The 17,379-nt window shown below is 43.9% G+C and carries 18 protein-coding genes and 1 riboswitch; of the genes, 1 reads left to right on the top strand and 17 read right to left on the bottom strand.

Translation table 11 applies throughout. The features are described from left to right. Positions 1-59 precede the first annotated feature (59 nt). The 12 genes from fni to CXF70_RS12245 form a co-directional block, all read right to left on the bottom strand. Positions 60-1,115: a type 2 isopentenyl-diphosphate Delta-isomerase gene (fni, locus tag CXF70_RS12300; protein ID WP_101802907.1), complete on the bottom strand. Its 1,056-nt coding sequence runs from the start codon at positions 1,113-1,115 to the stop codon at positions 60-62. Next, on the bottom strand, positions 1,116-2,261 hold the full coding sequence (rpsA, locus tag CXF70_RS12295) for a 30S ribosomal protein S1 (RefSeq protein ID WP_084245488.1): 1,146 nt from the start codon (positions 2,259-2,261) through the stop codon (positions 1,116-1,118). Positions 2,262-2,333: 72 nt separating this feature from the next. Then, a complete protein-coding gene (locus CXF70_RS12290) occupies positions 2,334-2,921 on the bottom strand; it encodes a lysophospholipid acyltransferase family protein (protein WP_101802906.1) in 588 nt (195 codons plus the stop codon). A gap of 1 nt (position 2,922) precedes the next feature. Then, positions 2,923-3,597 (bottom strand): (d)CMP kinase, encoded by a 675-nt coding sequence (cmk, locus tag CXF70_RS12285; RefSeq protein ID WP_101802905.1) that lies wholly within the window; start codon positions 3,595-3,597, stop codon positions 2,923-2,925. Positions 3,598-4,104: 507 nt separating this feature from the next. Further along, a complete protein-coding gene (gene prsW / locus CXF70_RS12280) occupies positions 4,105-4,785 on the bottom strand; it encodes a glutamic-type intramembrane protease PrsW (protein ID WP_101802904.1) in 681 nt (226 codons plus the stop codon). 81 nt (positions 4,786-4,866) lie between these two features. After that, positions 4,867-5,835: an asparaginase gene (locus CXF70_RS12275; RefSeq protein WP_101802903.1), complete on the bottom strand. Its 969-nt coding sequence runs from the start codon at positions 5,833-5,835 to the stop codon at positions 4,867-4,869. A gap of 66 nt (positions 5,836-5,901) precedes the next feature. Next, entirely contained in the window at positions 5,902-6,870 is a 969-nt protein-coding gene (locus CXF70_RS12270; protein ID WP_101802902.1) for a YpdA family putative bacillithiol disulfide reductase, read from the bottom strand. A 55-nt stretch (positions 6,871-6,925) separates the two neighbouring features. Next, the gene (locus CXF70_RS12265) at positions 6,926-7,708 is read right to left on the bottom strand and encodes a metallophosphoesterase (protein ID WP_101802901.1); all 783 of its coding nucleotides are present in this window, start codon (positions 7,706-7,708) and stop codon (positions 6,926-6,928) included. A 67-nt stretch (positions 7,709-7,775) separates the two neighbouring features. Continuing rightward, positions 7,776-8,405 carry a CBS domain-containing protein gene (locus CXF70_RS12260; RefSeq protein ID WP_084245474.1) on the bottom strand — a complete coding sequence of 210 codons (630 nt, stop codon included), beginning with the start codon at positions 8,403-8,405 and terminating at the stop codon, positions 7,776-7,778. Between the two features lie 60 nt (positions 8,406-8,465). Continuing rightward, on the bottom strand, positions 8,466-9,152 hold the full coding sequence (locus CXF70_RS12255) for a LysM peptidoglycan-binding domain-containing protein (RefSeq protein WP_101802900.1): 687 nt from the start codon (positions 9,150-9,152) through the stop codon (positions 8,466-8,468). A gap of 80 nt (positions 9,153-9,232) precedes the next feature. Then, the gene (locus CXF70_RS12250; protein WP_101802899.1) at positions 9,233-10,660 is read right to left on the bottom strand and encodes a RecQ family ATP-dependent DNA helicase; all 1,428 of its coding nucleotides are present in this window, start codon (positions 10,658-10,660) and stop codon (positions 9,233-9,235) included. Next, positions 10,657-11,682, bottom strand: coding sequence for a YpbB family protein (locus CXF70_RS12245; RefSeq protein WP_101802898.1), 1,026 nt, complete (start codon positions 11,680-11,682; stop codon positions 10,657-10,659). Before CXF70_RS12245 ends, CXF70_RS12250 begins: the two co-directional genes overlap by 4 nt. Positions 11,683-11,789: 107 nt before the next feature. On the opposite strand from CXF70_RS12245, the gene CXF70_RS12240 reads away from it, so the two are divergent. Then, positions 11,790-12,041, top strand: coding sequence for a ferredoxin (locus CXF70_RS12240; RefSeq protein WP_101802897.1), 252 nt, complete (start codon positions 11,790-11,792; stop codon positions 12,039-12,041). A gap of 83 nt (positions 12,042-12,124) precedes the next feature. Here CXF70_RS12240 and CXF70_RS12235 read toward each other — a convergent pair whose 3' ends face one another. The 5 genes from CXF70_RS12235 to CXF70_RS12215 form a co-directional block, all read right to left on the bottom strand. Beyond that, complete coding sequence (locus tag CXF70_RS12235; RefSeq protein WP_084245464.1) at positions 12,125-12,706, bottom strand: ECF transporter S component; 582 nt, start codon at positions 12,704-12,706, stop codon at positions 12,125-12,127. A gap of 147 nt (positions 12,707-12,853) precedes the next feature. Next, positions 12,854-12,987, bottom strand: a riboswitch (FMN riboswitch). Between the two features lie 82 nt (positions 12,988-13,069). Next, positions 13,070-14,308 (bottom strand): GerMN domain-containing protein, encoded by a 1,239-nt coding sequence (locus tag CXF70_RS12230; protein WP_101802896.1) that lies wholly within the window; start codon positions 14,306-14,308, stop codon positions 13,070-13,072. Further along, positions 14,298-14,831: an RNA polymerase sigma factor SigX gene (sigX, locus tag CXF70_RS12225; protein ID WP_084245460.1), complete on the bottom strand. Its 534-nt coding sequence runs from the start codon at positions 14,829-14,831 to the stop codon at positions 14,298-14,300. The genes CXF70_RS12230 and sigX overlap by 11 nt, the downstream gene beginning before the upstream one ends. Before the next feature lie 45 nt (positions 14,832-14,876). Next, positions 14,877-16,658: an ATP-binding protein gene (locus tag CXF70_RS12220; protein ID WP_101802895.1), complete on the bottom strand. Its 1,782-nt coding sequence runs from the start codon at positions 16,656-16,658 to the stop codon at positions 14,877-14,879. Further along, positions 16,651-17,367, bottom strand: a complete 717-nt coding sequence (locus CXF70_RS12215; protein ID WP_101802894.1) for a response regulator transcription factor — start codon at positions 17,365-17,367, stop codon at positions 16,651-16,653. The genes CXF70_RS12220 and CXF70_RS12215 overlap by 8 nt, the downstream gene beginning before the upstream one ends. Positions 17,368-17,379 lie beyond the last annotated feature (12 nt).

The raw sequence follows: 17,379 nt of genomic DNA, 5'->3' as shown, positions 1-17,379 counted from the left end.
ATACACGAAAAAGAGGACGGCATCGTGTAAATGTCCATCCCCCTCCAATGGTGCAATATTCAGTTTTTCGCAGGATTTGCAAAAACAGCCGGATCAAAGCCCCTCGCAATCAGATAATTGCCCAAATTACCGGAAATGACAATCGGACATCGCTGAAGATCACGGATATCACCAGCACCGAGTGCCGTCATCATCATCGCCAGATCTTCATGCAGCTCGAAGACGCTCTCGATCAGTTTTGATTCACCTTCATCGATCGCAGTCTTTAAAAAAGAGCCCGCCAGACCCGCTGCATCCGCTCCTAGCACAAATGCCTTAATGATATCCTGGGCATTTTTAATTCCGCCTGAAGCCAAAACGGTGCCATTGAAAGCTTTTTTGACTTCGATAATAGCCGCGGCTGTCGGAATGCCCCAGTCCTGAAAATAATCCAGCTTTTTCGCGCGGCGCTCGTTTTCGATTTTCGCGAAATTCGTTCCGCCGTATCCGCTTGCATCGATGGCAGCTACCTTGGTGCCGGCCAACTTCAGAGCCGTTTCATATGAAATTCCAAATCCCGTTTCTTTAACAATGACCGGCACTGGAAGAGATTCTGAAATACGATGAATTCTTTCAAGCGCACCTTTAAAATCACGGTCACCTTCAGGCATCGTCAGCTCCTGCACCACATTCAAGTGAATCTGGAGAGCGTCCGCTTCAATGATTTCTATAGCCTCCATAGCTTGGTCAAAGGTAGCTTCACTGCCGAGATTCGAAAATATGATGCCGTCCGGATTCTCTTTTCGAACGACTTTGAATGACGGCCTTTCGGAACGGTCCTTTATTGCTGACATTTGGGATCCGACTGCCATAGCCATTCCTGTTTCCTTCGCCACTCTGGCGAGCATACCATTGAGTTTTTCTGTATGATCTCCGCCGCCGCCTGTCATAGCATTAATAAAAACAGGTGATTTTAAATTCAAATCACCTGTTTTTGGACGCAAATCGATATCATCTACTCCAAGACCGGGTAATGCCTGATGGACAAAACGAATGTCTTCAAACATTGTCCCCGCTCCTTGGCCAGTAGTCAAAGCATAATTGATATGATCCATCTTGCGTTGAGCCCTCGACATTTACTCGGATTTGAACCCTTTCAATTTATCGCCGATGACATCACTGATGGAGAAGCCGCTGGATTCTTCAGGCATATCATAATCAGAGAAATCCTGTTCGCCTTCTTTTTCCTGAAGTTCCTTGATGCTTAATGACAGGCGTTTATCTTCTTTATTGACATCAAGGACTTTCACTTGAACTTCGTCACCTTCACTGATCACTTCGTTAGGTGTCGCAATGTGTTTATGGGCAATCTGTGAGATGTGCACGAGACCTTCAACACCCGGCAACACTTCAACAAATGCCCCATAGCTTACAAGGCGTTTAACTTTTCCGGTGTGAACTGAACCTTTTGGCGCTTTCTCTTCAATGGAATCCCATGGTCCAGGCAGTGTATCTTTGATGGAAAGCGAAATCCGTTCAGCGTCACGATCAACTGAAAGTACTTTCACTTTCACTTCCTGTCCTTCTGTCACCGCATCAGATACCTGGTCGATATGTTCATGGGAAAGCTGGGAAATGTGGACAAGGCCATCCACTCCTCCGATATCAACAAATGCACCGAAAGATGCAATACGCTGCACTTTACCTTCAATCACATCGCCTGGATGGATATTTTCCATCACTTCCACTTTGTGCGATTCTTTCTCTTTCTCGACCACTGCGCGGTGAGAAAGTATCAGACGATTATTTTCTTTTTCCATCTCAACTATTTTAAAAGTCATGACTCTGCCTTTATAATCTTCGAATGATTCCACAAAATAATCTTCGACAAGGGAAGCAGGCACAAATCCGCGGACGCCAAGGTCAACAACCAGTCCGCCTTTGACCACATCTTTAACTTCCGCTTCGATGATTTCACCCGAATTGAATTTTTCTTCTAATTTATCCCATGCTTGTTCGGCATCCACTTTTCGTTTGGATAAAACAAAGTTCTCGTCTTCCACTTTTGTAATCACCAGATCAAGAATATCTCCCACTTGAACGGAATCTGATGCTTTTTCAATATGGAGGCTCGATAACTCACTGATTGGAATAACCCCATCAAAAGGAGCACCTTCGATTGTAACTGTTACTGCTTTCTCTTCGATTTTAGCAACTGTACCTTTAACGTGATCTCCAGTTTGGAACCCATTGTTTTCCATCATGTTCATTTCCTCAGACATAAGTAGCCCTCCTTCACAAACTATCCAACTTCTATTTTATTCGAATTCTCTAATAAAAACAAAAATTATCCCTTATTTTTCCGAGTTTTCGTCCAGAAGTTTTTGGATGCTCTCCATGATGACCGACGTTACTTCTTCCGCTGACGCTTTCCGTTCACGGTAAGGAGCCATCAGAACAGGCTCTCCGTAGACGACTTTCACTTTTCGGAACGGCTTATAGGGACCAATGATAGCACATGGCATGACATCAGCATCCCCTCTCAAAGCGAAAAACCCGGCTCCGCTCAACCCTTTTTTCAAAACGCCGTCAGTAGATCGTGTACCTTCAGGGAATAGTCCTACAACGTCCCCGTTTTTCAAAATCCTCAAAGCACTGCGCAGAGCTTCCCTGTCACTCATCCCACGTTTCACTGGGAATGCATTGACTTGGGGAAGGATACGTCCGAGCACCGGCACTTTGAACAGTTCTTCTTTTGCCATGAAGTGGACGGTGCGCGGCGAAGTCATTCCGACTACCGGCGGGTCCAGTGCATGTATATGATTGGAACACAATAAAATCCCACCCTGATCCGGGAATTTCTCTGTTCCTGTCACTTCAAACCGATAAAGCGGGGTTAATGCCGTTTTGACCAAAGCTTTGCCGAATGTATATAAATTCACGTCAGTCCAACCTTTCTTCCGCTAATTTTAGAATTTCGGATGCGGCGTCGACAATAGATAAATTCGTTGTATCGAGATAAAGCGCATCCTGTGCCTGACGCAGTGGGGATACTTCCCTCTCGCTGTCCATTTTATCTCGCGCAGCAATCTCTTTTTGCAGATCATCCAGCGGCGTATCGATTCCTCTTTTTTTGTTCTCTTCAAAACGGCGCCGCGCGCGTTCTTCAACAGTAGCAGACATGAAAACTTTCAGCTCAGCATTCGGCAGGACCTGGGTGCCGATATCACGTCCATCCATAACCACGCCTCTGCCGGAAGCCAATATCTGCTGCAGCTTCACCATCTGTTTTCGTACGGATTCATGTGCTGCCATCATAGAGACGGAATTCGTCACATTTTGTGAACGGATGTCTTCTGTCACGTTTTTTCCATCTAAAAAGACCAATTGCCCATCTTGTGAAGGCTGCAGGTCTATCCGTGTATCTGCAAGCAGGCGCCCAGCCTCTTCACCGCTCTCTAAATTGATGCCTTCCCGTATAGCCTTTAATGTAATAGCACGGTACATTGCGCCTGTATCGATATAAATATAGCCTAATTTCTCAGCTACGATTTTTGCGATTGTGCTCTTGCCTGCAGCAGCAGGACCATCGAGCGCTATTTGGATTGATTTCGTCAAAAAAGTCACCTCATCGTATGTATTCAAGTTATTTTAACACAAGAAAAGCGGAAGCGACCATGTAGATTCGAAAGGCATAAGACGATCTGGCGAAGCGGCGTGTTTTCAGCCGCACAGCCAGAGTGGCTTATGATCCGAGAATCTGGTCGCTGGAGTCTGGACACAAGAAAAGCGACAGCGCCCGCTAAGCTCTGAAAGGCATAAGACAGAACAGCGAAGTGGCGATTAGCCACGCAGATTCGAAAAGCGGAAACGGCCGCTCAGCTCCGACAGGCTTAAGATGAACTTCCGAAGCGGCGCATTTTGCCGCACAGGAAGAACAGCTTAAGTCCGAGGAGTTGGCCGTTGGAGACTAGACACTGGGCTGGCTTATGACCCGAAGAGCTGGGCCGCTGGAGTCTGGACACAAGAAAAGCGGAAGTGCCCGCTCTGCTTTAAAAGGCATAACTAGTAAAATGCATAGAAAAAAGCCCGAAGACCCCGGGCTGAATAGTTATGATAATTAATTCATGGCATTTTGGAATTTTGCTGGTGGTAATGTGATAAGGACAATAAATGGGCCTGCTTCACTTTTCTAAGGCCGAACCACCACAGGAACAGCATAAACGGTGCAGCGCCTGCCAGAAGGTTATTATTGGACCAGAGGCTTGCATTGTATAAAAGATGCAGCACAAACGGTATGAACAATGCCAGGAACAACCATTTATGCTGAACTCCATCGTGTGAAAATTTGGCTTTCCCATAATAATATCCCATGACGACGCCAAACAGCGCATGGCTTGAAACGGGAAGCAAAGCTCTGATAAAAGCGATATCAGTCCCGAATTCCAATAGATAGAGGATATTTTCAACTGTCGCAAATCCCAGTGAAACACTTGCTCCATAGAGGATTCCATCATAAGGATCTTCAAAATCCACATGCCTGAAAATAGCAATCAGTATAACAAGCCATTTGAAAAATTCTTCTATAATACTGGGGAACAGAATATTGGTCGCCAGTATATTGCTGAATACCTGTTCTTCTTTAAAGACATATTGTAAAAACAGAATCGGAAACGTCAGAACTGCTCCATAGATGAAACTTTGAAACAGCAGTTTGGAAGGCTCCTGTGAAAATTGATCCCGCAAATAGAAATAACTGAATAATGCCAGGCTAGGAGCTATCGCTACAGTAAGTAATATTATCATCGTGATGCTCCTTTGCTCATAGTACTTTCAGTATATCACGATATATTATGAATTTTTAGCCGCCAGCTGAAATTTAACCAATTATATGGAAAATGTCTGATTATCAATTTTGCCTGCAGACGATAATGCCACCGCCAATTTAATACGGGCTTTTTTACTGTCATAATCACTTCCTAAAAATACGCCTTTTGAAAGCAGATCATGGGCACTGCCAGGATAGCCGTAAGAGGGATAGACATTGCCTTCCTCGGCACTTGTAGTAAGGACAACATATACGCCTTGCTCTACAGCTTGGCTGATCGATTCCACCATAAATGGTGAAACCTGCCCTCGCCCTGCAGCTTCCAAAACAATGCCTTTCGATCCGCCTTTGACAAGCATATCGACGATGTAGCCATCCTGGCCCGAATGGCATTTCACTATATCCACACGTGGAATACTGTCGATCACATTATGTATTTCGCGATAAATAGGCTTTTGGTAAACTCTGACTTTATCATTATCGATGATGCCCAAATAACCATGTCCGAACGAATCGAATCCCTGCAGATTGCTCGAATGCACTTTTTTCACGTATTTTGCTGAATAGATCCGTTCGTTGAAAACCACTACTGTCCCCACATCATGAAGTGTTTTGTCCACTGCTGCATTTATTGAGTTACGCAAATTCGAATAAACATCTGTCCCGACTTCCTCCGGTGCCCGCTGCGAACCCGTCACTACAACCGGACGACTGTCGTCGATAGTAAGATCCAGAAAAAAAGCGGTTTCTTCAAGCGTGTCTGTACCATGGGTAACCACTACACCACTGACGGAATCATCCTGAAATTCCTTTTCGACCGCTTCTTGGATTTTAAGCATTTGTTCGAAGCCAATATGCATACTTGGCAATTGAAATATATCGATTACTTTCACTTCTATATCTAATGGCAACTGGCATAACTCTGCCAGTTCCTGACCGGAGATAGCTCCGGATTTCAATAAACCCTTTGAAATTTCGCGGGATGCGATTGTGCCTCCCGTCGTGATCAGCGATACTTTTTTCTTCATGACCGAATCTCCTTCCGATGCTCTTGCTGCATGCTTATTAATAATTTGTAATTTTCATCCTGAAACCTATTTCAGTCCTTCTCTGCTGCAAATTGCTGCGGCAATCTGTTCACCATGGAAACGGCCATTTTCAATAAATATTTCATTGGCATTATTTCCGGCAGCTATAACTCCGGCAATGAACAGACCGTCGACTCCTGTTTCCATGGAATCTTCATCAAATTCAGGTCTGCCGGTCGCTTCATCGATTACAATGCCCAGGCTTTTTAAAAATTCATGATCCGGATGATATCCGATCATTGCAAAGACAAAATCATTTCTGATGAATACTTTTCTGTCATCTGCGGTCAGTTCTACAGAATCCGCCGTAATCCGGTCTACCATCGAATCAAACAGCATACTGATTTCGCCTTTACGCACCAAACCGTCGAATTCGGGAAGAATCCAAGGTTTGATGCTTTTGGAATAACTGGTGCCATGGTAGGAAACTGTCACGCGGCTGCCCGCTTTATGTAATTCCAAAGCTGCGTCAACCGCTGAATTTTTACCGCCGATCACTAAAACATCCTGATTGAAATAAGGATGCCCTTCCTTGAAATAATGCATCACTTTAGGCAGTTCTGCACCTTCGACATCAAGTGTGTTGGGCTGATCGTAATAACCTGTTGCGGCAACAAGATATTTTGACCGATAGATGCCTTTGGATGTAGTGACAATAAAATCCCCATCTTTTTCCACCGAAAGGGCCGTTTCATATGCTCGCACATCCAATCCCGCCATAGTTACGACATTTCGGTAGTATACAAGGGCCTGATTTCTTCTCGGTTTTCTCTCTTCTGTTATGAATGGGATGCCGCCTATTGAGAGCCGTTCACTGGAACTGAAAAAGGTCTGATGGGTCGGATACTGATAAATTGCATTTACGACATTGCCTTTTTCGATGACAATTGTCTGCAGTCCCGCTTTTTTCAATTCAATTGCGGCTGACAGTCCGCAAGGGCCTCCGCCAATGATTACAACATCTGTATTCTCCATTTAAGCCAACTCCTGCCTGTTGCATTACTTTACTCCTCTTATAAGCATAGAAGATTTACGTATTCTTCGCCACTCGCTGAAAGCCATTGCCTTCTAAAGGTATGAATTCCAAAATGTGATACTGCGCTTCAGCTCCAAGCCGCAACGGAAGCGATGTAGTCCCATAGCCGTTAGTAACGAGTTGATAGCGTCTGCCAAACTTTCGAAGGGAGCCTTTTTTATAAAGTCCGATTCTCCCTATTCTGATCTGACCTCCGTGTGTATGCCCGGCCATCATGAACCCGGGGCCTTCTGCTGATTGCAGGTATTTAAAAACAGCCGGCGTATGGGATGCAAAAAGGACGGTATCATCACGTTCAACTTTTGAGAAAGCTTTTTTCAGCTTTTCTTCCCTGTCGCTGAAAAAATCAACCCCCACTAATTTCAGGTGCGGATTGTTGAATAATTCCACTGATTCATTATCCAAAATAGTCACCTGAAAATGGCCCAGTAGTTTCCGCAGATTGCGCTCTCCAACCTCTTCATCGTTATTGCCCCAAATAAAAAACACCGGTGCGGCTTCAGTTAAAATCCGCAAATTATCGGCAGTCCTCTTCATAGGCACACCGCGTTCCGTAAAATCCCCTCCAATCACGACAGCATCCAAAGGATTCGTGATGAAGTTTTCCGGCAGCTTCTTCCGGTGGATGTCTGCGACAAAAAGCAGACGAAAAGGACGGAACCCATGACGGGTTTCCAGTTTGATAATATGTCTTTTCTTATGAATCTTATTCGCGTTTCTGTACATGTATAAGAGCAGTGCGGCAGCTGCAAGCCCTGCACGGAAAAGATATTTCAAATGCACCACTCCTCCAATCAATAAAGGGGCATAAGCAAGTTCTGCTTAAGCCCCTTTTATTTTCCTATTAATCTTCTGAAATATCCAGTACACGGAATCCGGATTTTTCAAGTTCTTTTACGAATTTATCAACATTGTCTTTTTTGCGGATTTTCAAGACGATTCGCCGTACGACTTTATCGGTTTCATCAAAAGTCACAAGTGAAATGACCGATTCTTTGAATTTTTCGATCAGCTCACCAAGACGACCGATGCGGCCTTCGGATTCAACAGACGTAAATGTGATGCGGTAACCGGATTTCTTCATACCGAATGCGCTTTGCAGCTGGTTAACCAGGTCAAAGCGAGTAACGATCCCAAGGAATTCCCCTTCTTCCACAACAGCTATGATCGGGAAATCACTTAGCTCCACTAAAGCTTTTTCATAGACATCATCCAGGCTAAGGAAAACATCTTCATTCACCAAAACATCTTTAACTTTTGTTGAACTTATGTACTCTTCCTTGCTTTGTCCTGCATTGAAGAAAGCCTTATAGGCATGGTACCAGGTGAAGATGCCTTTGAATTTATTGCCTTCCACTACCGGCAAGGCATCGACCGAAAATTTCTCCAGCAAATCCAGGCCAATCTGCACTGAATCCTCCGGTTTAACAGTATAGCATTTTTCTTTTTTGATCATTGCACTTTTTACGAACATTTGCCCACTCCTGTCTCATGATATGATTTAAGTTTTTACTCAATATAAGAGTACCCTCTATTATGGAAGGATTAACTTCTGTCCTGCATAAATTTCATTCGAACTCAAACCATTAGCTTGTTTGATTTTTTCTACAGCAGCTCCAGCTCCTGAAGCTCCATAATTATTCACCGCGATCCGGTACAAAGTTTCGTTGTCTTTTACAATGACCGTTTTCGCTCCAACAGCATCACTGCCCGCAGGTTCTTCCGGTTCAGGTGTACTTGGTGTTTCCGCTGCAGGCGTTTCCTGTTCTGCAGGCGTTTCACTTTCAGCCGGTTCTTCTGTTTCTTCAGGCGTATCTTCTTTTACTGTGTCATCCTTTTTCTCTTCAGCTGCCGCATCAGTTTCCTCGGATTTTTCGTCAGCGGCTTCTTCCGTTTCCTCGGCCACATCTTCCTCTGTTTCTTCCGGAACGAGAACTGAGTTTTCTTCAGGTGATGCCGTGTTTTCAAAACTTACTTCGTTTTCATTTTCCGCTCCGATCAAGGTGTCATTCGGCTCATAAACAAAAGCCACATATATCAGGATTGTTACCGGAATCAGGATGAAAATGAAGAACAATGCAGGCAATAAGAGATTTTTCCGTTTTTGGGTCTTCTGACTGCCTGTTTGTCGATGCGCTCTCCTTGACAGGGTGGAATTGCTATCCGTAATGATTTCCTGGCGATCTTTTTCCAAGGATTCACGATAATTTTTTTTGTCCATTCATTAATTACCCCTATCTTATCTGATAACTTCATTATGACGAAAAAAGTCCCATTTGTAAATGCCATAATAATACATTATTAACAAGGTAAGATTGCATTCAAGCGACTTTCCCATGTATCCAATACTTGAAAATCCTCAATTTTCCGGTGGGTAAGAAAGTCAGCAAAATTCAGATGATCATTGATGCAGCAGTTTTCCGGCTTGATATGCAATTGCTGATCAAAGCATTCCAGCACATATTCTCTAACACAGCTTTCCAAATTGATCAATTTCCTGATTTTAGCAGACTGTTTTATTTTTTCATTTTTTTGTTGTGCGATTTGAATAATGGTGTCTTGCTCACTTAAATGATTCTTCCAATAGGAAATCACTCTCAAAGAAGTTTCTCTTACAATCCCCTGATCGACCAATTGTGCCGGGTCACCTTCATTCTGGTAAATTTCCCTTATTTCATGGTTCGTTGGCAAATCATCCAGGACAAGGTTTTCAAGAAGATCCTCGTCTCCCGCAGCGTACAATAAGGTTGCCAGAGCCGGATCACCATTCCTGCCTGCTCGCCCAACTTCCTGAACATAGCCTTCTATGGAAGTCGGCACCTGAAAATGGATTACATGGCCAATATCCGGGATATGTACGCCCATTCCAAAAGCATTGGTTGAACAAACCCATTCCAATTCACCATTCTGAAATTGCTGCTGGACAAAAATCCTGTCCTGATGTTCCATGCCCCCATGATAGAACGCCGTACGGATTCCGGATAGGCTGAGAAGGTTGGATAATTCCTGGGATTTTTTCCGTGTACCGGCGTATATGATACCCGGTCCTTTATTGGCTGCCACAAAAGTGGTTAGCCACTCCAATTTCTCCTTGCCGTTTTCAAATTTCTTTATATCATAAGCAATATTTTTTCGGTCCATCGGGTGTGTATAGATAAATGGTTCTGAAAGCTTCAGATACTGTTTGATTTCCTCCGTTACTTTAGCAGTGGCAGTGGCGGTCAGCGCCAGAACCCGCGGATAGCCGAGAGCTGGCATAATTTCTGCTATCCTAAGATAATCCGGACGAAAATCAAAGCCCCATTGTGAAATGCAATGAGCTTCATCAGCAACAAGCAATGAAATGTTCAGTCCCATCAATTTATTTTTGATATAGGGCTGTACCAGCATTTCAGGAGAAATAAAAATAAAACGGTAAGTATTCAAGTTGTGCAGAATGTTTGAGCGCTCAGCAGGATCAAGGAAAGAATTGATAGCAGCCACTGATTTTTCCCCCATCTTTTTCAATTGAGCTACTTGATCCTGCATCAGCGATAAGAGCGGCGAAACAACCAGTACACTTCCTTCCATCAGATGAGCAGGAAGCTGGTAGCACATCGATTTGCCCATCCCTGTCGGCAATAAGGCGATTACGTCTTGGCCCCCAAGGATTTTTTCAATCACTTCCTTTTGTCCAGGACGGAAAGACGTAAATCCGTACGTATCAAATAATGTTTTTTCCAGATTCATAACGTTTCCCCCTTTTTCGCTAACGCAAGCCGAATTTGGAAGTAACCTGCCTCCGGTATGGCTTCTTTAATATCCCTCAGCCTTTTGGTATTCCGGGAATGGCTGACTGCAATTATCTTGCTGTAGAGACTTCCATCCATAAAAGCAAGAATATCGAACCCCGGGTCATTCATTGCCAGCTCTACAAAATGGTCTTCAATCGTACTCGTCTTCAACCCTCTCAAAGCGGCAATTTCTTCAAGGCTTTGGCCATTTCTGAAATAATATTCGGTCCTTCTTGCAGTTTCCGTCAAAGAAGATTGTTGGATGACACCCTCCAACAGTTCACTCATCATAGGAAACTGTCGGGTTTCCAGAACATCCATCCACGCATGCAATGTTTCAATCGCTTGCAATTGGACATCAATGACTTCCAATCTTTCTGCGGCTGCTATTTGTTCCCAGGTCAAACCTCCGATTTTAAATCCTGAAAGTCTTTGGACAACAATTCTTTTACCGGCAGCATCCACATCAACCTTCGACAGGCTGACTGCCAACTCTGTTTTGAAGTTCCGACAACTTGCAGCATCACGGTAATTAATTTTATGTAAATATTTTTTCACCCATTGCTGTATGTCTTCCGCAATCACTACCGGATCGAAAGCTCGCTGATTCTGATGAATTTGTGAAAGTGACTGGACAATCAAGGAAAGCCGCGCCATAAACAATTGTTCTTTTCCGCGATACTTCCATCCATTAAGCAAAGGAACCGGCGTCTGCAGTGCCATGGATGCTTCCGTCATTCTCACAACCTGTCCATCTGTTATGATGAACCCTTGTTCAAATAATTTTCGGACGGCTTTATCATAGACCTTTTTTTCTAATTTCGGCATAACCCCGAAATATGGATGAAGTTTATAATAGCCGATGTCCTGAATTGTCTGTCCGGATTTTTTCCCTTTTATCAAATGATAGGGTGAGGAAATCGTCCGCTCGCCATCCACCGCTTTTAAAATCGTGATAAGAATATCTTCAAATAACAAGACTGCGCCCCCTAGCGGTTTTTGGTTGAAAAACTACTCAAACACCTTTAGAATGAAAACGATAGTATAACTGAACTTGTTCGGAGATAAAGGAGAGGAATAAGATTATGGCTAAGTATACCATTGTCGATAAAGATACTTGTATCGCTTGTGGCGCTTGTGGAGCTGCAGCACCCGACATTTATGACTATGATGATGAAGGAATTGCGTTTGTTATCCTAGATGATAACATGGGGAACACTGAAGTTCCAGACGAATTGGAAGAGGATATGGAAGATGCATTTGAAGGCTGTCCAACAGATTCCATCAAAGTGGCGGACGCTCCTTTTGAAGGCGATCCATTAAAATATGAAGACTGATTATTGATTGTACAGAAAATCCCCTGAGAAAATTTTTCTCAGGGGATTTTCTTATTTCATCTATTAATATGTCGTTATTTATTTCAGGCTTGATAGAAAAGGCGCTGCTTCTCAATCCACCTGTGCATGCTGCTGAACATCAGCAGAACCACCAGCGTCAGTAAAATGCCTTTAATCAAATTGAACGGCAGAATACCCAAAACGATCGTTCCGAACAGTGCATTGCCGGTTTCAGCGGGCATATTCAGGAAATACGTGTACATTGGCAGAAATACCAGGTAGTTGAGAATGCTCATACCGATTGCCATTGAAAGTGTTCCGGCGGCCAATCCAAAAATCATGCCTTTTTTAGTCGAAATCTTGTTATAGATGTAATAGACAGGCATGAAAAATAAGATGCTTGTCGCAAAGTTCGCCAGATGTCCTACTGGGACGCCTGTCGGGCTTCCTTGGAATAACCAATCCAGCACGTTCTTAAAGAACGCTACCAGTATACCGGCTACCGGCCCCATTGTAATAGCCGCTATCAAAGCTGGCACATCACTAAAATCCACTTTCAAAAATGCCGGCAATGCTGGCAAAGGGAAATTAAACAGCATCAAGATAAATGAAATACTGCTCAGCATCCCGATTACAATCATCGACTGTAATTTTTTGTTCTTCATTATTCCTCTCTCCTTGTCGTGATTCACCAGAAGAAAGGCTTGGATCGTGTTGTTACATAGCAAATCCCTTAAGCCGAAAACCACTTAAGGGAGAAAAGGCACACTTAAAACAGCGTTCCGTTTACAGTAAACGACACACGTCCGCACCTTCACCTTCTCCCATCCAGACTATACTGTCGGCTTTGGAATCTCACCAAATCATGCGTTTTACGGCTCGCGGGCTTATGAACAATCGTTCAATTACCGCCGGTAGGGAATTGCACCCTGCCCCGAAGATGAATCGATATTTTATTGGATTACAAATTAATGATAATTGAAAAAAGGCGCATTGTAAACAGCTTTGCTTACAATGCGCCTCGTCTATTAATAATTATACTCCTTAATGTTTATCCCTGCAGGAACCGGTAATGGTTTCGTGAAATCATACTTGTTCCAGTTTGTATCCACGGTATTGGCAATCATCAATTCCTTGCCGAAAGAGTCCGCGGTCAGAACCATTCCTTCTATCAAGAATACTGCTTCTCTATACTCATAAGAATTGAAATCCACCGGTTCAGTAAACTCCACCGTAACTGTTCTGTCGTTTTCAGAAACGGAATACTCCAAATCCTGGGGCACGACAGATTCATATAGATCGTTCGGTGAGGATTTCATGGCTTCCAAAGCTGCTGAAACATTTTCATGCGGCATATCATAACCAGGTACAAGATAGCGTTCTGTATTTGCGGTACTATACGAATAGTAGGAGATATTTGTGATGCCAGGCTGAATCGCTTGAACCTGTCCTACCTGATCAAAATTCGCAGCATTTCCGGATTCGTCGACGATTGAAATTTCAGAGGCATCGGAAAACGTAGCTGCCAATGAATTGAAATAAACATTCATCGCGGCGGAAGCCATGTCGTATTCATGAGCAGCGGGCAATTCATGTTGAACCCCTTCTGCAGTCGCATCAATTGTTCCGCTGTATGGGTGATATTCATCAAACCCCAATGCTTCTTCATCAAGTTCGGCTGCATATCGATTATAGAGTTCAACTGCATCCACATCAGCGGTTCCAAAATCTTCCACCAACCGGTCCTCCCATATCACAAATGACACTGGGATAACAATAGCGTTTTCAGTCAAGCCCACAGTGAACAAGGAAATGCCTTCCAATTGCTCTTCATTAAGAGTAATTTCAGGTGGACCTGCGGCGGATTCCATAGCATTGAAAGAATCTGAACCTTCTTCTGAATCCGCTTCTTCAGAAGATTCCGTTGCCGCTGACTCCGATTCTGCACCTCCACTATCTTCCGTAGCAGATGAGTTAGCGTCTTCGCTTTCTGCTGTACTTTCTTCAGCACCCTCGCCTTCCGAACCGCTCATATCATAAGCACTCTCATCGCTGCTTTGGCCGAGCATGGACGCCAGCAGCACACCGAACGTGATAAATGCCAGAGCGGCAACTAGAAGCGGCACCCAGTTCTTCGATTTTTTATGGGGTCTTTCTGTTTTTTGGAGCCGTTTAAAAACTTCTTCTTTTGGTCTTTCGTCTTTGATAGCGGGGAAATCCTTTAACAAATTTTCGATGTTTTCTTCATCCCATTTGTTATTCGGCATTTTGCAATCCCCCTTCCTTTGCGGTTAATTTTTGGCGCAGGGATTTGATTGCACGGTGCTGGGTCGTTTTGACCTTTCCTTCTGACCAATCAAGGATTTCAGCAGTTTCGGCAATGGACAAATCCTGGAAGAAGCGCATGATGACGACCATTTTCTGGTCTCCTGTGCAAGTATCCAACGCTTTATATAATGAGAGCTTATCTTCATTCAATAAAGACAGTTCTTCCGGCAAACGCTCAGAAGAAGTCAACTGCTGCGTTTCCCAGTCGAAATGCTCCATCGAATGCTTTTGCCTCACTGAAGCTTTTCGGAAATGATCGATAGCAACATTTTTGGCGATGGAAAAAAGCCATGTCTTCTCAGTGCTTTTGCCTTCGAAACGGTCATAAGCCCGAAATACCCGAATATAAACTTCATGCATGAGATCTTCCGCAATATGGCGGTTCTTAACCAAATAAATCAGGAATTGGAAAACATCCTGATGGTACTGGTCATAAAGCCTGTGGAAAACGGAGTCATTCATATACTCCCCCCGTTCTTAGAATTAGTCGTTTTATGTCGAATTAAGTTACATTTTTTTCAATGGCAGCAGGAAAAAGAATGAAGTTCCTTTACCAAATTCACTTTCCACATCGATTACACCGTCGTGAGCCTTGACGATATTGCTGGCAATCGCCAATCCAAGCCCGGTTCCGCCTTTGCCGAGCGTACGTGCTTTGTCTGCTTTGTAGAAACGCTCAAAGACAAAAGCTTTGTCCTCTTCAGATATACCCGAACCTGTGTCATTGACGGATATCTTTGCAAAATTATTCTGTTGCTGCGCCTTCACAACAACCCTTCCGCCTTCTGGTGTATGGCGCAGCGCATTGTCGATAAGATTGGTCATTACTTGCTCAATTCTGTCTTCATCAATTTCAGCAGCTGTCCAATCATCAATATCCGTATCAAAAGACAATTCAATTCCATTTTCTTTCGCAGCCTGAGCGAATTTAAGGGTCATGCGCTCGATGACATTATTTAGCTGGACGACTTCTTTATAAAGTCGCATGTGTCCGGATTCCAGTCTGGCCAGATTCAGCAAATCTGTTACAAGCCGGCCCATCCGCTGAGATTCTTCATAAATGATTTTCGTCATTTCCCGGCGTTCTTCCTCCGTTGCACCGACATCATCAAGCAGAGCTTCGCTATATCCCTGAAGCATGGCTATTGGTGTCCGCAATTCATGGGATACATTGGAAATGAAGTCTTCACGCAGTTTTTCCAGTTTATGCTGTTCTGTCATATCATGCAGGACAGCCACAGCCCCACGGACCGAGTCGCCGCTGTATAGCGGGCTGAATGAAACTGCGTAATAAGCTCCTTCAATTTCAAGCTCTTCTTCCAGCTCTTCCTCAAAATGAAGAACGTGGTCCAGCATATGATACAGTTCGAGCGGAAGAGGCTTTCCTTCAGGAATCGCTTTTTTCAACAGCCAGTTTTCATGCAGCTTTTCTGCAGGGGGATTGCTGAGCAGGACAGTTTTATCTTGATTGAAAGTAATAACAGCATCAGCCATTGATGTCAAAATGCTGGATAATTGTTCTTTTTCCTGACTGATAACTTCGAGATGATGTTTTAATTGGCCGCCCATCTGATTGAATGCAGTTGCCAATTGGCCGATTTCATCTTTGGAAGTGGATTTGACTCTGGTATCAAAATTACCTTTCGCCAGCTCAAATGCACCTTCACGCATTTTGCGCAGTGGCGAAGTAATGCGGGAAGAAAGGAAGAATGCAAAAAATGTTGTAAGCAATAATGCGATGAAAGCTGACAGGAAAACGATGTTCGTGGTTCTCTCAGCCGTACGATCCATCACTTCAAGTGACTGGTAGATGAACACTGTTCCATGCAGTTCCTGTCCTGTCTGAAGCGGACTTGCTAAAACAATATAGGATTCCATTCTGTCTTCTCCTGACAAAGCAGGAAGAAGCATTTCCTTCATAACGGTTTCATCACTTTCAAAAACTTTCTGGAACGCAGGTTCATTCAGAATGCGTTCACGGATTTCATCGCCATTCATGCCGTCATGCAAAAAATAAGAACTTTCATATGGTGCTTCGGCGATGACAGCATTTGTTTCAGGACCCAGAATATCGTCGATGATGTTTAATGATATGTCCAAATTGCCATGTTCATTGAAAATACGGGCAATTGTAGCCGCTTCCTTATTCAAAGTTTCTTCAACCGTTTGGCTGTGATAATTTCCCAAAAATTCCAAAAGGAGTACAGTAACAATAAAAAGGACAAAGGAAACGAGAAGCAGGATGGTAATCCACAGCTTCCCGACGACACTATTCCATATTCTATTCATTGCCGACCTCGAATTTATAACCTACTCCCCAGACTGTCACAATCATTTTGGCAGCAGATTCCGAGACCCGGTTCAATTTTTCGCGAAGTCGTTTTACATGTGTATCAACTGTCCGAAGGTCTCCGAAGAAATCGTAATGCCAAACTTCTTTGAGCAGATGCTCCCGGTCAAAAACTTTATCCGGTGCTTTGGCAAGGAAATAAAGCAACTCGTATTCTTTAGGAGTCAGGTTCACTTCGGTACCGTCAGCTGTGACCCGGTGAGCATCATGATCAATCGTCAGATGCGGAAACACGACTAGATCTTTGGAAACAGTTGAATTGGCGGATGGCGAATAGGCGGATGAGCGGCGAAGAATCGCTTTTACCCGCAGCACCACTTCCCTTGGACTGAAGGGTTTGACGATATAGTCATCAGCTCCGGATTCAAAACCTTCGACCCGATTCGCTTCTTCGCCTTTCGCAGTCAGCATGATAATTGGGGTCATTTTAGTTTCACGCAGTTCCGTCGCTACTTCAATCCCACCTTTTTCAGGCATCATCAAATCCAGCAGGATGCAGTGATAGTCTTTTTCAGTGGCCATTTCAAGGGCTTCAACGCCATTTTCCGCTTCTTCGACAAGGTACCCTTCGCGCTCAAGGTACATTTTCAACAACCTGCGGATCCTTTCCTCATCATCGACAACCAAAATTGTAATTTCCTCAGACATCGTAATCCCTCC

The sequence above is a fragment of the Planomicrobium sp. MB-3u-38 genome (genome assembly GCF_002836425.1).
Classification (GTDB): Bacteria; Bacillota; Bacilli; order Bacillales_A; family Planococcaceae; genus Planococcus; species Planococcus okeanokoites.
This window is presented reverse-complemented; position numbering and strand designations above follow the sequence as displayed.